Consider the following 15277-nt stretch of genomic DNA (forward strand, 5'->3'; position numbering starts at 1 on the left):
ATGTGTTACCTATGTGCCCGGTCTGATCTGTAACCCATCAGCCCGGTCATACCTTCATGCGCACCTGGTTTAGAAAGATGAGCGGTGTAAAAAAAAGGCCTCCGACCGAGGCCAACACTAACAAAAAGTGTCTTGTTTTAGACACAGATAAGGGTTCGTTTTCAGGCTTGCAGTAATTCGATGCTTTGACGAATTTCGCGTTCGATTTCTTTTGCGCTCCACGTCTCCAGCGATGAGGCAAAAGGCTCAAACGCGTAAACGCCTTTGTAGCCCAGCATCTCCAGACGCTTCACCTGCGCCACGCTGTTTAGCACATCGCGGTCGCTGAGCATGATGCGTTCTTCATCGGTCAGTTGCGCCGTCGGGCGGGTATCTTCCACACCAGACAAATGCACCAGCCCAATATGGTTGATATCAATCTCCTGCGGGAACTCGTTTTCGGCGTTTTCATACAGATGATGATGGAACGTATCGAGCAGCACTTTGAACGGTACTTTTGCCTGCTGAATCAGCTTTTGCGTTTGCACCGCCGAGCGCAGCGAACTGACCGGGAAGCCCAGCGGTTCCACCAGCCCCTGAATGCCATACTTCTCAAAGCGCGGTGCCAGCACCTGCAGCGCTTCCAGCGTCTGCTGGGGCGAAATCTCAATCCCTTCATTGAGCGGGCACATCACCAGCGCTTTTGCGCCGATGGCTTGAGCTTCCTGCAGCAGCGCGTCGGCTTTTGCCAGCAACGCCTCATCGGCACGATTAAACGGATAGAGCGCGTTAATCGTCACGATTTCAATGTGGTACTTATCCGTTAGCGCTCGCAACTGGGCCACGCTGAGATCATCGGTGACCTTGCCGCTCTGCATGTCATTACGCAGTTCAACCTTGCTCAATCCCAGACGCTGCACCAGCTGAAAGAAAGCTTCCAGCGACAGCCTGGGCGCAATTTTACGGTTAATACAGAAACGGGTTGGATCGATGGCCATAGGCGGCTCCTGTAAACGGATACGGATGAGGTGCTGCAAAGAAAACATTTATTTCATTATTATTGAATTATGAAATATCAGATATTGGATCTGCCTCGCAAAAATTTCATATTTCGTTTCGCGTTGCATGTTGAAGCTGGATTTAAGACACAAATTCTGTGCTTGCAACGGCTTAGCTGTGATGCGGTTTGGCAGGCCTATAGCGCCAGTAGGGAAGCGCTACGGGCGGATTTGCACCGGGCTGTCAGCGCAGGCGGAAAAAATGCGATCCATGCCGCTAAAAGGAAATTTTCCAAAAAGAAGTATTTGAAAAATTCATTTCATTACTATAGCTTCATAGCACGCTTTAAGTATTGCCTGCACACGCAGCGTCGCGGTTCGAACGGGCTATCTGCAGGGAACTTCACATCTAAGAGGCAACGACATGACTATCGTAGGAAACTTTATCGGCGGCAAAATTACCCACAGCGCCAGCAATGAAACCATTCCCGTGTACGATCCGGCGACCGGCAAAGTCGTGCGTGAACTGACGCAGAGCACCGCTGCTGAAGTAGAGCAGGCGATTGAAGTCGCTCATGCCGCGTTCCCGGAATGGTCGAAAACCGCGCCGTTGCGTCGTGCCCGTGTGATGTTCAACTTTAAAGCGCTGATGGAAAAACATCGCGAAGAGCTGGCGGCACTGATCGTTTCTGAGCACGGCAAAGTGTGGTCCGATGCGCTGGGTGAACTGACGCGCGGTATCGAAGTGATCGAATATGCCTGCGGTATTCCACATCTGATTAAAGGTGAAAATTCACCGAGCGTCGGCACCGGCGTTGATAGCTACTCGCTGATGCAACCGGTCGGCGTTGTTGCTGGTATCACACCGTTTAACTTCCCGGCGATGGTGCCACTGTGGATGTTTCCAATCGCGCTGGCGTGCGGTAACACCTTTATCCTCAAGCCACCGGCGCTGGATCCTTCCGCATCTGTGCGCATGGCCGAACTGCTGAAAGAAGCGGGCCTGCCGGATGGCGTATTCAACGTGGTGCATTCGTCTAACGAAGATGCCGAGCAGCTGTACAAAGATCCGCGCATCGCGGCAGTCAGCTTTGTCGGTTCTTCCGGCGTGGCGGAGCACATCTACAAAACCGCCAGCGCCCACGGTAAACGTGTGCAGGCGTTCGGCGCAGCGAAAAACCACGCCATCGTGATGCCAGATGCCGATCTTGATGCCACCGTGAACGCCATTATGGGCGGCGCGTTTGGTTCAGCGGGTGAACGCTGCATGGCGCTGCCCGTTGTGGTTGCCGTGGGTGATGACACCGCAGACAAACTGATTGCGCGTCTGACGCCGCTGATCAAAGCGCTGCGCGTTGGTCCTGGCATCCAGAAAGGTGCCGAAGAGAATGAAATGGGGCCGGTGGTTTCTGCTGCGCACCAGAAGAAAGTGCTGGGCTACATCGACAAAGGTGAGCAGGAAGGCGCGAAGCTGGTGGTTGATGGCCGCGGCATCCAGGTTGCTGGCCATGCAGAAGGTTACTACGTTGGCGGCACGCTGTTCGACAACGTGACTTCAGATATGACCATCTGGCGCGAAGAGATCTTCGGACCGGTGCTGAGCATCATGCGTTCCAGCGATTTCGACAGCGCCCTGCAGCTGGTTAACAGTCACGAATTCGGTAACGGCAGCGCCATCTTCACCAGCAACGGCCATACCGCGCGTGAGTTCGTGCAAAACGTCGAAGCCGGCATGGTTGGCGTTAACGTGCCGGTTCCGGTACCAATGGCGTTCCACAGCTTCGGCGGCTGGAAGCGTTCGGTGTTTGGTGCGCTGAACGTGCACGGTCCAGACGGCGTGCGTTTCTACACCCGCATGAAAACCGCCACCGTACGTTGGCCGAGCGGTCAGCAGACCGTATCTGAGTTCAGCATGCCGACGCTGGGCTAATTTCGCTCAACAAGGAGGAACAGGATGTCTCTGATTTCGAAAGCGCAAAAACCCGACAGCAACGGCCGTATTCAGCACGTCACGCCGGAAAGCGCGGGCTGGGAATACGTCGGCTTCGACGCTTATCTGCTGAAAAAAGGGCAGAGCCTGAAGCTGAGCAGCGGCGACAAAGAGTTGTGTCTGGTGCTGGTAGCGGGCTTTGCTTCGGTGAAAACCCGTCACGCCGAGTTCCCAAATCTGGGTAAGCGTCTGTCGCCGTTTGAACGTATTCCACCTTACTCGGTGTACGTCCCGCATAACGACGAAGTGGAAGTGTATGCGGATAGCGATCTGGAGCTGGCGGTGTGTAATGCACCAAGCAGCGGCAACCTGCCGGCGCGACTGATTGCGCCGGAAGATGTTGGCGTTGAGCAGCGTGGTAAAGGGCGTAACCAGCGTCTGGTGCACAACATTCTGCCAGACAACAAAGAGGCCGACAGCCTGCTGGTGGTGGAAGTGTATACCGACGAAGGCGCGACCAGTTCGTACCCCAGCCACAAGCATGACCAGAAAGACAGCCCGGACGAAACCTATCTGGAAGAGACTTACTATCACCGTTTCGATCCTGAGCCAGGTTTCGCCATGCAGCGCGTGTATACCGACGACCGTTCGCTCGACGAGTGCATGGCGCCGTATAACCGCGATGTGGTGACGGTGCCGCGTGGCTATCATCCGGTGGCGACCATTGCCGGTTACGACAACTACTATCTCAACGTGATGGCGGGTCCAAAACGACTGTGGAAATTTACCTGGGAGAAAGATCACGCTTGGGTGAACAGCGACCAGTATCCGCGTTAGTAGGATGCACACCAATGTAAAAAGGGCAGCCACCTGGCTGCCCTTTTTGTTGGGTGGTCGCCATGAATGGCGACCCTACGAGAGTTATTCGCTGGTGACGTTGTTGTTCAATGCCAGCGACACGGCGAGCGTCTGTGCCAGACACAGCGAAGCGACCTGCGAACGGAAGCCATCTACTTGCGCTTCACGTACCACAAAGCACACATCGCTGAAGGCGGCCAGCGGGCTGACCTGACTGTCGGTGATGGCGATCAGATGCGCACCACGCTTAGCGCCTAGCTCAACCAACTCCACCGCTTCACGCGCGTACGGCGAGTAGCTGATGGCGATCACCACGTCTTTCGGGTTCACCATGCTCAGCTGTTCGGTGAACATGCCGCCGAGGCCGTCGATCAGGAACGCACGACGCTCCAGATGACGCAGCGCATACACCAGATACGATGCAACGCTGAATGAGCGACGCAGGCCGATGATGTAGATGTTCTCGGCTTCATCGAGCATTTTCACCGCGCGGTTAAGCTGGTCTGGATTGACCTGCATCGCCAACTGTTGCAGCGCCTGGCTGTTGACCATGGTGAAGACGTTGAGGATTTCGGCTGGGCTTTCGGGTGAGGTGGCGCTGTCGTCGGTGGCGGTCTGGCGGAACAGACGTGCGCGCTCGGTGTAGTTCACGGTTTCTTCCATCAGGTGCTGACGGAAAACCTGTTTCATTTCGTTGAAGCCGCTGAAGCCAAACGCATTGGCAAAGCGGATCAGCGTGGAAGGCGGTACATCAGCATGTTGCGCGATGGACGCCACGGTATCGAAAGCGATGCTGTTACTGTTATCAAGGATATAACGAGCCACCTGCTTCAGGCGTTTGCTCAGCGTCTCATAGCGACGACGGATCTCGTCCTGTAACAAGGTTAATTGCGTTGGATTATTGGTCATTACTTCGGCCCGCTAAAAAAGAAAATATGGCTGGATAATGAGCGCTATAGTACCAGATGGATGGAAAATTTCATTTGTTTGACATCATCGTGACGCTTATTTCATCGGTTTATGAAATGCCTCACAAAAAGAGGGGCAAACAGGGCGGGAGTTATGCTGTTACCAAGTCGCCATAAATGGCGCCCCTACAAATAGACACGTAGGGTCGCCATTCATGGCGACCTGGACAAGGTGCGTGACCAAAAAAAACGGCCCATCAGGGCCGCTTCATTGTCATCTAACGCATCGTTATCCGCGCACAGCGCGCCAGTAGCCGATTAACCGCAGATAGTTACCTTTCACGGTCTCAATCAGCGCTTTATCATCCAGCTCGCCTTGCAGCCACTGGCGTGACGGCTGGCCGAAGATGGTGCGGCCTACCGCAAACCCTTTCACCCACGGCGCTTGCGCGGCGGCGGCGAAACCCGCTTTCAGCGTCTCTTCCGGCGCATCGAGGCCCAGCAGCAGAATGCCGCGGCAGTGCGGATCGTTCTGCTCGATCAACCCGCTGATCGCCTGCCAGCTTTCGGCAGACAGCGGCGGCAGTTTCCACCAGTCCGGCTGAATGCCAAGGCTGTAGAAGTGGCTCAGCATGTCGTAATAGTAAGATTCATTACGGTCCGGATTGCTCTCCGGCAGAATCAGTTCCAGCAACAGTTCGTGCCCGCTCTTGTTACAGCCATTCCACACATCGAGCACCAGCTCATCCTGCCCTTTACGCAGCTCAGCGCTGTCGTGCGGATGGTAGAACACCAGGCATTTCACTACGTGCTCGGCCGGCCAGTCGACCAGCTGCGAGCCGATGTTGCCGTGCTCCAGGCGCAGCGGACGTGAACTTGGCAGTTCAATCGGACGCCCAATCCACCAGTTTTTACCGGTAATCGCGTTCAGCGCTTTCTGGCCGTAAGTGGTATCCGCGAGGATGCCGCTCTTCTCATTCAGACCGGCTTCGTTAGCCGCTTCTTCTGCGGCACGCAGCAGCAGCAGTTTCAATTGTGGAATGCGCTCTTCGCTGACGCCCGCTTCGCGCGCCAGATCAGCCAACTGCTTGCGGTGGTCAAAGGCGAACACATTCAGCTCAGGCCACTGCTGTTTACGCGTGGTAACGCGATGCAGGTGATTGAGACGCGCATCGAGATCCGGACGTTTCACGTCTTTATCGCGACTGAGGAAATCATCCAGCTCTTCTTTGGTTGGCATCGCTGGTGCGCAGCCGTGACGCGACACTACCAATGCGCCACAGGCGTTGGCGTAACGGCACGCTTGCTCCCAGCTTTCATCGTTCAGCCAGCCGCGCAACAGGCCAGACATAAAGGCATCGCCCGCGCCCAGCACGTTGAGTACTTCTACACGCACGCCGCTCTGCAGTTTGGTCTGTTCCCAGTTATCGGGGATCTCGCCCTCAAACACTACGCAACCCAGCGGACCGCGTTTGCACACTAATGTGGCCTGGCTCGATTTACGCACATTTTTCAGCGCGGTCAGCGTATCGGTGCTGCCACCGGCGATATGGAACTCTTCTTCCGTTCCGACCACCAGATCGAAATAGTGCAGCACTTCCTGCAGCTGTTGCGTCACTTCGCCTGATTCAATGAAACGCGTTTCACCGTCGCCAAGTGAGGTCAATCCCCATAACACCGGACGATAATCGATATCCAGCGCGGTGCGCAGGCCGTTGCGTTTGGCGATATCCAGCGCTTTCAACACTGCGGCGCGCGTTTGTGGGTGCGACAGGTGCGTGCCGGTAACGGCGACCGCACGTGAAGAGGTGATGAACTCTTCTTTAATATCTTCCGGCACCAGCCCCATATCGGCGCAGTTGTCGCGGTAGAAGATCAGCGGGAAGCTCTCTTCATCTTTGATCCCGAGGATCACCAGCCCGGTCAGGCGATGCTTATCGGTAATCAGGCCATCGGTGTTGCAGCCTGCACGTTGCAGCTCTTCACGCAAAAAGCGGCCGTTATGTTCGTCACCTACACGCGCCAGCATAGCCGATTTCAGGCCCTGAATGGCCGTACCGTAGGCCACGTTGCCGGAAGATCCGCCGAGATATTTGTTGAAGCTGGTCATATCTTCCAGACGTGATCCAATTTGCTGACCGTAGAGGTCGACGGCGATGCGTCCGATACAAATCACATCAAGCCGCTTCTGTTGTGTACTCATACCTATTGTTTCCTTCTGTGATAAGCAGACACTGCGGGCGCTGCCGCCCAACGTCGAGCGCTTTGCTTCCGGGTTCTCAAGGTGCCTGATTGGCTTTGGTCGCAGTATGAGGAATAAAAATTCCAAATTCAATATGAAATGAAACATCCATCACGATTTTGTGAGCCAGGTAAAACTCTGACGAAGCCGCAAAGCAGCCGCGCATTCGCCGGGAGTTTCAGTGATAGTCAGGCTTGTGAGCCAGGTCTCAGGAAAGTGCTGGCGAATCAAGGAAGCTACTGAAGTGAAATGAAATTTCGTTATGACCGGCAAATGACCTTTTACTGTTCCACTTTTCCCCCTTTCGCGGCTCGCGCAGCCCACGTTTCATTGCTGAATTTGATCTCCATCGCAAAATGAAATGTTTCTTCTGTAATCGTGTTTAATGAAAAAAATATTTGTTTATAATCGCCTCACGTTTCACTTAATCCGCGGGCGCCGTGAACGGCAGTTTTTACCCGAACCGCGATGTACCTCGCCGCAGGTACCAGCATGTAAAGGAAGAAGCATATGGGCACAATCAGACTCACCACGGCACAGGCGCTGGTAAAATTTCTCGATAACCAATACCTGAACGTTGACGGCGTTGAAACCAAATTTGTGAAAGGCATTTTTGCCATTTTCGGTCACGGCAACGTGCTGGGATTGGGACAGGCGCTGGAGCAGGACAGCGGCGATCTGGTGGTGCATCAGGGTCGTAACGAGCAGGGCATGGCGCACGCCGCCATTGGTTTTGCCAAGCAGTCGCTGCGTCGTCAGATTATCGCTTGTACTTCATCGGTCGGACCCGGCGCAGCCAACATGATTACCGCTGCCGCCACCGCGACCGCCAACCGCATTCCTTTATTGCTGCTGCCGGGCGATGTGTTCGCCACGCGCCAACCGGATCCGGTATTGCAGCAGATCGAACAGAGCCACGATCTCAGCATCAGCACCAACGACGCGTTCCGCGCGGTGAGCAAATACTGGGATCGCGTTAGCCGTCCAGAGCAGCTGATGACCGCCTGCATCAACGCCTTGCGCGTGTTGACCGATCCGGCAGAAACCGGCGCGGTTACGATTGCGCTGCCGCAGGACGTGCAGGGCGAAGCCTGGGACTTCCCGGAATACTTCTTCCAGAAGCGTGTGCATCGTCTGGATCGCCGCTTGCCAACCGCCGCGCAATTAGAAGATGCGCTGGCGCTGATTGCGCGCAAACACAAGCCGCTGATCATTGTCGGTGGCGGCCTGAAATATTCCGACGCCGGTGATGCGCTGCTGAAATTTGCCGAGCGCTTCAACATCCCGTTTGCCGAAACTCAGGCCGGTAAAGGCACCATCGTTTCCGATCATCCGCTGAATGTCGGCGGCGTGGGTGAAACCGGCTGTCTGGCGGCTAACCTGCTGGCGAAAGAGGCCGATTTGGTGATTGGTATCGGTACGCGTTACACCGACTTCACCACCGCGTCGAAATGGATTTTCCAGAATCCAGACGTCAGCTATCTGAACCTTAACGTCAGCAACTTCGACAGCTACAAGCTCGATGCGGTGCAGCTGCTGGCGGATGCGCGTGAAGGTTTAACCGCGCTGGAAAGCGGCCTGCAAGGTTTTGAAAACCACTGGGGCGGCCAAATTGAGCTGTCGCAAAGCAAGCTGCTGAAAGAGACGCAGCGCGTCTATGCCGCGACCTATAACACCGACGATTTCATTCCGGAAATCGCCGACCACGCCGATCGCGAAGCGCTGTTTGCGGAGTTTGAGCGCCTGACGAAATCGGTGCTGACGCAGAGCAGCGTGCTGGGCACCTTAAACGAGCAGCTCCCAAAGGATGCGGTGATTGTCGCGGCAGCGGGCAGTCTGCCGGGCGACCTGCAGCGCGTGTGGCGCACCAAAGATTACAACTCGTACCACGTTGAGTACGGCTACTCCTGCATGGGTTACGAAGTGAATGCTGCGCTGGGCGTGAAGCTGGCGCAGCCGCAGCGTGAAGTCTACGTCATGGTCGGCGACGGCTCGTTCATGATGCTGCACTCCGAGCTGGTCACCTCGATTCAGGAAGGGGCGAAAATCAACGTAGTGCTGCTGGATAACATGACCAACGGTTGTATCAACAACCTGCAGATGGAACACGGCATGGACAGCTTCACCACCGAGTTCCGCTTCCGTAATCCGGAAGGCGGTAAGCTGGATGGCGGCTTTGTGCCGGTGGACTTCGCGGCAATCGCCGGCGGTTACGGCTGCAAAACTTACCGCATCACCACGCTTGAGCAGCTGGAAGCCGCGCTGATCGATGCGCAGAAACAGACCGTTTCCGTGCTGTTCGACATCAAAGTGCTGCCAAAAACCATGGTGCACAAATACTTCAGCTGGTGGCACGTCGGCGTGGCGCAAACCTCCACCTCCGAGCGTACGCAAGAAGTGGCCGACAACCTTAACGTGCATATCGAACAAGCACGTAAGTATTAAAACCTCTTTTAGGCCGGAGCTCTCCGGCCTTGTTTTACCCTAACTTATCCGACTCTACAGGTGTAATTATGACGCTCAAACTCGGTGTAATTGGTACCGGTGCAATTGGTCAGGAACACATTCGTCGCTGCAATAACGTTTTGCAGGGTGCGAAAGTGGTGGCGGTTTCTGATATCAACGTAGAAGGTGCGCGCGCTGCGCTGCAACGTCTGAATATCGAAGCCGAGGTTTATCAGGATGGTCATCAGGTGATCAACTCACCAGACGTCGACGCCGTGCTGGTGACGTCCTGGGATCCGACCCACGAAGAGTTCACGCTGGCGGCCATCGCGGCCGGCAAACCGGTGTTCTGTGAAAAGCCGCTGGCGCTGAGCGCTGAAGGTTGCCGTCGCATTGTCGATGCCGAGATCAAACACGGTAAACGTCTGGTGCAGGTCGGCTTTATGCGTCCGTACGATTCCGGCTATCGCGCGCTGAAGAAAGTGATTACCGACGGTGAAATCGGCGAGCCGCTGATGCTGCACTGCGCGCACCGCAACCAGAGCGTCGGCGAGAATTACACCACTGACATGGCGATCACCAACACCCTGATTCACGAGCTGGACGTGCTGCGCTGGCTGACGGAAGACGACTACAAAACCGTGCAGGTGGTGTTCCCGCGTACTACCTCGAAGTCTCATGCCAAGCTGAAAGATCCGCAAATCGTGCTGTTCGAAACGCAGAAAGGCATCCGCATTGACGTAGAGATCTTCGTTAACTGCGCGTACGGCTACGACATTCAGTGTGAAGTGGTGGGCGAAGAGGGCATCGCTAAGCTGCCTGAGCCTTCGGCGATCCAAACGCGCAAAAACGCGCGTCTCGGCGTGCCGCTGCTGACCGACTGGAAAGACCGTTTCATCGATGCGTATGACGTTGAGCTGCAAGCGTTTATTAATGACGTGAAAGACGGCCTCCTGACCGGACCTTCTGCCTGGGATGGTTTCGCTGCTTCCGTGGCCGCCGATGCCTGCCAGAAAGCGCAGAACAGCGGCGCAATCGAGCCGGTTACCATGCCGCCGCGTCCGGATTTCTACGCCAAATAACTGAGCTGTGCGCTAAATACTCCTCGGCGGCTCAGCGGCCGCCTCTGTGAATCAGGGACAACAAGATGAACAAAGACAACGTTAAACTGGCGATTGCGCCAATCGGCTGGACCAACGACGACATGCCGGAGCTGGGCAGCGAAAACACCTTCCAGCAAACCGTCAGTGAAATGGCGCTGGCAGGCTTTACCGGTAGCGAAGTGGGCAGCAAATACCCGCGCGATCCGGCGATTCTCAAGCCGATGCTGGATATCCGTGGCATTCAAATCTGCAACGCCTGGTTCAGCACCTTCTTCGCCAACGGCGATAAAGCGAAAACCATCGACGAATTCACCAATCACATGAACTTCCTGCATGCGATGGGCGCGCGCGTGATTGGTTGCTCCGAGCAGAGCAAAAGTATTCAGGGCACCACGCTGGCAGTGCTGGAGCAGAAGCCGATTTTCAGCGATGAAGAGTGGCGCTTAACGGCGGAAGGCTACAACGAGCTGGCGGAGATCGCCGCGAAGAAAGGCATGCGTTTGACGCTGCACCATCACATGGGCACCGGCATTCAGACGCCAGCTGAGATTGATCGCTTTATGGAATCGACCAATGAGAATGTTGGCCTGCTGTACGATACCGGCCACATCTACTATTCCGAAGGCTCACAGCAAGCAATGCTGGATGTGCTGACCAAATATCTGCCGCGTATTTTCCACGTGCATCTGAAAGACGTGCGCGACAGCGTGGTCGCGGAAGTGCGCGAGAAATCCCTGTCGTTCCTTGATGGCGTGAAGAAGGGTACTTTCACCGTGCCGGGTGATGGCGTGATCGATTTCAAACCGGTGTTTAAAATCCTCGACGATTACGGCTATAAAGGCTGGATGGTGGTGGAAGCGGAACAGGATCCGGCGCTGGCCAATCCGTTCGAATATGCAGTGAAAGCGCGTAAGTACATTCGTGAGAATGCGGGTTTGTAAATAGTGCAGGGATTGAAAAGGTCGCCATGAATGGCGACCCTACGTAAACGGGGCGTCATTTACGACGCCCCGTTTTTATATTATGACGCTAACGACAACGCCGGTTTCTGTGCGTTAACCGCCAGCCACTCAGCAATACGCGCCTGCTCGGCAGCGCTCAGCCACATACCTTGTTTGGTACGACGCCAAATTGCATCATCCAGCTCGCGTACCCATTCGTTTTTCACCAGATAACGCAGCTCGGCTTCGTAGAACTCGTGACCGAAGTTCTCGCCCAGATCGTCGATGCTCTTCGCGTCTGCCAGCAGCTCTTCGGTGCGGCTGCCGTAAGTACGGGCAAAGTGACGCGCCATACCTTCGCTGATAAACGGATAGCGACGACGCAGACCGGCGGCGTAATCATCGCGTGAACCAGAGAAATCACCGCCCGGCAATACCGCGTTTTTGGTCCATGCAGGGCCAATGTTCGGGTAGTACTTGGTCAGTTTTTCCAGCGCATGTTCCGCCAGCTTGCGATAGGTGGTCAGCTTGCCGCCGAACACCGACAGCAGCGGCGCCTGGCCGTTGTCGTCATGCACATCCAGCGTGTAATCGCGGGTGATGGCCTGCGGTGAATCCGATTCGTCATCGCACAGCGGACGCACGCCCGAGTAAGTCCAGACGATGTCATCTTTGCTCAGCTGTTGTTTGAAGTGTCCGTTGAACACTTTCAGCAGGTAGCTGACTTCGTTGTCATCGATCTTCACGTCTTTCGGATCGCCTTTGTACTCCACGTCGGTGGTACCGATGATGGAGAACTCATCCATCCACGGAATGACAAACACGATACGGTTATCTTCGTTTTGCAGGATATACGCCTGCTTTTCGCGATGTACGCGCGGCACCACAATGTGGCTGCCTTTGATCAGACGAATGCCGTACGGCGATTTCAGCTTCAGGCCATCGTCGAAGAACTCTTTCACCCACGGACCGGCCGCATTGACCAGACCTTTAGCGCGCCAGGTGTAGGTTTTGCCGGTATCAATATCTTCGGCTTCCACCATCCACAAACCGGCTTCACGCCAGGCGCGGGTCACGCGAGTGCGGGTACGCACTTCGCCGCCCTGTTTTTCCACTTCCTGCGCGTTGAGAACCACCATGCGCGCATCATCAACCCAGCAGTCAGAATATTCGAATCCGCGCGTGATCTCCGGCTTGAGGGCCGAATCCGCGCCAAAACGCAGGCTTTTGCTGCCCGGCAGCGTGGTGCGTTTGCCGAGGCGATCGTACATAAACAGGCCCATGCGGATCATCCACGCTGGACGCAGATGCGGACGGTGCGGCAGACGGAAACGCATCGGGAAGGCGATATGCGGCGCCATTTTCAGCAGCACTTCACGTTCTGCTAAGGCTTCGCCTACCAGGCGGAATTCATAGTGCTCAAGGTAGCGCAGGCCGCCGTGAATCAATTTCGAGCTGTTGGAGGAGGTTGCACAGGCCAAATCCCGCGCCTCCAGCATCAGCACCGACAGTCCGCGTCCTGCAGCGTCCACTGCAATGCCGGCTCCGTTAATGCCGCCGCCGATCACGATCAGGTCTTTGGTTTCCACGTCATCTCCTCCGATGTTCGGAATAGTTCTAAAATGTTCGTTTTCGAGCGTAATAATAATCGGAAACCAACATCGACGCCAGCGGTTAACTGAATAAAAACATTTTTGCGTGATATAGCTAACATTCCGACAGGAAAAAAATCACATAACCCTATAAGTTGTCAGGTTATCGCGGCGGCTTCTCAGGTTAAACTAGGCGCTAATTGTGTAATGCTTATGAGTTGAGCATGTTTAGGTCGCCATGAATGGCGACCCTACACCGGGCAATCGTAGGGGCGCCATTCATGGCGACCTGGCAGCAACACCGGTAATTTTTTAACCGCTAATTGTGACCAAGTAATGAGAGACACCATGGAAACCTTCGAGTGTATTGATGTCCTGCAGGCGCAAGAGCATCTGGCACAAGGTGCGCAGCTGGTGGATATCCGTGATCCGCAGAGCTTTATGATGGGCCACGCGGTGGGTGCGCAGCATCTGACCAATGACAATCTGGCGGATTTCATCGCCAACGCGAATCAGGCATTGCCGGTGCTGGTGATGTGCTATCACGGCAACAGCAGCAAAGGCGCGGCGCAGTTCTTGCTGGGTCAGGGATTCAGCGCGGCGTACAGCATTGACGGCGGATTTGACGCCTGGCGCGCGGCATTCCCGGCGCAGGTTGCCCTCGGTGACGCCTAAGCCCATCGCATAAGGAAGGAGAGCACCGCATGATGCGCATCACCCAGTTTAACAATCCGCGCATGGCGCAGGCGTTTGTCGACTACATGGCGACACGCGGCGTGACGCTACGCATTGAGCGTGAAAGCCACTTCGTCATCATGTTGGACGATGACAGTAAGTTTGAGATGGTCGAAAACGAACTCGCGCAGTTCGTGCGCGATCCCAACCATCCGCGCTATCAGGCCGCCAGCTGGCATAGCGGCAGCACCGAAAGTGGCTTGCGTTACGAGCGCACCAACATCTGGTCGAGCATTCGCGAACGCGCAGGTCCGCTCACCATGACCATCATGATCGCCTGCATCGCGGTGTTTATCCTGATGCAGATCGTTGGTGAAGATGTGGCGCTGGATTGGCTGGCGTGGCCGGCGGACTCTTCGCAATATTTCCAGGTGTGGCGCTGGTTTAGCCATGCGCTGCTGCACTTCTCGCTGCTGCACATCCTGTTCAACCTGATGTGGTGGTGGTATCTCGGTGGTGCGGTCGAGAAGCGTCTCGGCAGCGGCAAGCTGTTTGTGATTATGCTGATCTCGGCGTTGCTGACTGGCTGGATGCAGGCCAAGTTCAGCGGCGTGCTGTTTGGTGGCTTGTCGGGCGTGGTTTACGCGCTGATGGGTTACTGCTGGCTGCGCGGCGAGCGCGATCCCGAAAGTGGTATTTATCTTGAACGCGGCCTGATTGGCTTCGCGGTCGTCTGGTTGGTGATTGGCTGGTACGGCGCATTTGGCCTGTCGATCGCCAACGCCGCGCACGTCACCGGCTTGCTGGTGGGCTTAGCTATGGCATTTGTTGATACGCGTAAGATCACGCGTCGTTAGCAGCACCAATAAAAGAAGCGGCCACGAGCCGAGGAGAGAGATGTGAAGCAGACGCAACGTCATGACGCCATTATCGATCTGGTCCGGCGTCAGGGATATGTCAGTACCGAAGAGCTGGTGGATCACTTTGAAGTCAGCCCGCAAACCATTCGGCGCGACCTGAACGACCTGGCCGATCAGAACAAAATCATGCGTCATCACGGCGGGGCGGCGCTGCCGTCCAGCTCAGAAAACACCGCATGGCAGGATCGTAAGATGATGTGGTCGGCGGAGAAAGCGCGCATCGCCGAGCGTGTGGCGAGCCAGATCCCCGATGGCGCGACGCTGTTTATTGATATCGGCACCACGCCGGAAGCGGTCGCGCATGCGCTGCTCAATCACAACAATCTGCGCGTGGTGACTAACAACCTCAACGTGGCGATTCTGCTGATGGCGAAGCCGGATTTCCGCGTGATTATCGCCGGTGGCGAAGTACGCACGCGCGATGGCGGCATCATGGGCGAAGCGACGCTGGACTTCATTTCGCAGTTCCGCCTCGATTACGGCATTCTCGGTATCAGCGGCATTGATATGGATGGTTCGCTGCTGGAGTTCGATTATCACGAAGTGCGCACCAAACGCGCCATTATCGAAAACTCGCGCTGCGTGATGCTGGTGGTGGATCACTCGAAGTTTGGCCGCAATGCGATGGTCAACCTCGGCAATATGAGCCTGATTGATTACATGTATACCGATCAAAGCCCGCCGGC

The 15277-nt window shown here is 55.7% G+C and carries 12 protein-coding genes; 8 read left to right on the top strand and 4 right to left on the bottom strand.

What is annotated here, in order from left to right:
• Positions 1–161: 161 nt before the first annotated feature.
• Positions 162–977: a TIM barrel protein gene (locus RTY00_RS02075; protein ID WP_312663240.1), complete on the bottom strand. Its 816-nt coding sequence runs from the start codon at positions 975–977 to the stop codon at positions 162–164.
• Positions 978–1401: 424 nt separating this feature from the next.
• Here RTY00_RS02075 and RTY00_RS02080 point away from each other — a divergent pair, with 424 nt between their 5' ends.
• On the top strand, positions 1402–2907 hold the full coding sequence (locus tag RTY00_RS02080; RefSeq protein ID WP_312663241.1) for a CoA-acylating methylmalonate-semialdehyde dehydrogenase: 1506 nt from the start codon (positions 1402–1404) through the stop codon (positions 2905–2907).
• A 24-nt stretch (positions 2908–2931) separates the two neighbouring features.
• Positions 2932–3744 (top strand): 5-deoxy-glucuronate isomerase, encoded by an 813-nt coding sequence (iolB, locus tag RTY00_RS02085; protein ID WP_312663242.1) that lies wholly within the window; start codon positions 2932–2934, stop codon positions 3742–3744.
• 84 nt (positions 3745–3828) lie between these two features.
• On the opposite strand, the gene RTY00_RS02090 is transcribed toward iolB, so the two are convergent.
• Together RTY00_RS02090 and iolC are read right to left on the bottom strand one after the other, a co-directional pair.
• Positions 3829–4674, bottom strand: a complete 846-nt coding sequence (locus RTY00_RS02090) for a MurR/RpiR family transcriptional regulator (RefSeq protein WP_008107943.1) — start codon at positions 4672–4674, stop codon at positions 3829–3831.
• A 288-nt stretch (positions 4675–4962) separates the two neighbouring features.
• On the bottom strand, positions 4963–6876 hold the full coding sequence (iolC, locus tag RTY00_RS02095) for a bifunctional 5-dehydro-2-deoxygluconokinase/5-dehydro-2-deoxyphosphogluconate aldolase (RefSeq protein WP_312663243.1): 1914 nt from the start codon (positions 6874–6876) through the stop codon (positions 4963–4965).
• Positions 6877–7425: 549 nt separating this feature from the next.
• Between iolC and iolD the strand changes: the two genes are divergently transcribed.
• The 3 genes from iolD (at position 7426) to iolE (ending at position 11404) form a co-directional block, all read left to right on the top strand.
• Positions 7426–9360, top strand: a complete 1935-nt coding sequence (gene iolD, locus RTY00_RS02100; protein ID WP_154183346.1) for a 3D-(3,5/4)-trihydroxycyclohexane-1,2-dione acylhydrolase (decyclizing) — start codon at positions 7426–7428, stop codon at positions 9358–9360.
• 68 nt (positions 9361–9428) lie between these two features.
• Positions 9429–10442: a Gfo/Idh/MocA family oxidoreductase gene (locus RTY00_RS02105; RefSeq protein ID WP_312663245.1), complete on the top strand. Its 1014-nt coding sequence runs from the start codon at positions 9429–9431 to the stop codon at positions 10440–10442.
• A gap of 65 nt (positions 10443–10507) precedes the next feature.
• The gene (gene iolE / locus RTY00_RS02110; RefSeq protein WP_008107936.1) at positions 10508–11404 is read left to right on the top strand and encodes a myo-inosose-2 dehydratase; all 897 of its coding nucleotides are present in this window, start codon (positions 10508–10510) and stop codon (positions 11402–11404) included.
• Positions 11405–11484: 80 nt separating this feature from the next.
• Here the strand turns inward: iolE and glpD are convergent, their stop codons facing one another.
• On the bottom strand, positions 11485–12993 hold the full coding sequence (gene glpD, locus RTY00_RS02115; protein WP_312663246.1) for a glycerol-3-phosphate dehydrogenase: 1509 nt from the start codon (positions 12991–12993) through the stop codon (positions 11485–11487).
• Between the two features lie 351 nt (positions 12994–13344).
• Between glpD and glpE the strand changes: the two genes are divergently transcribed.
• The 3 genes from glpE to RTY00_RS02130 all read left to right on the top strand — a co-directional run.
• On the top strand, positions 13345–13671 hold the full coding sequence (glpE, locus tag RTY00_RS02120) for a thiosulfate sulfurtransferase GlpE (protein ID WP_312663247.1): 327 nt from the start codon (positions 13345–13347) through the stop codon (positions 13669–13671).
• Positions 13672–13703: 32 nt separating this feature from the next.
• On the top strand, positions 13704–14528 hold the full coding sequence (gene glpG / locus RTY00_RS02125) for a rhomboid family intramembrane serine protease GlpG (RefSeq protein ID WP_312663255.1): 825 nt from the start codon (positions 13704–13706) through the stop codon (positions 14526–14528).
• 42 nt (positions 14529–14570) lie between these two features.
• Positions 14571–15277: DeoR/GlpR family transcriptional regulator (locus RTY00_RS02130; protein WP_312663248.1), on the top strand; the 707-nt coding region annotated here is incomplete at its 3' end.

The sequence above is a fragment of the Pantoea sp. CTOTU49201 genome, from assembly GCF_032054795.1.
GTDB lineage: Bacteria > Pseudomonadota > Gammaproteobacteria > Enterobacterales > Enterobacteriaceae > Pantoea > Pantoea symbiotica.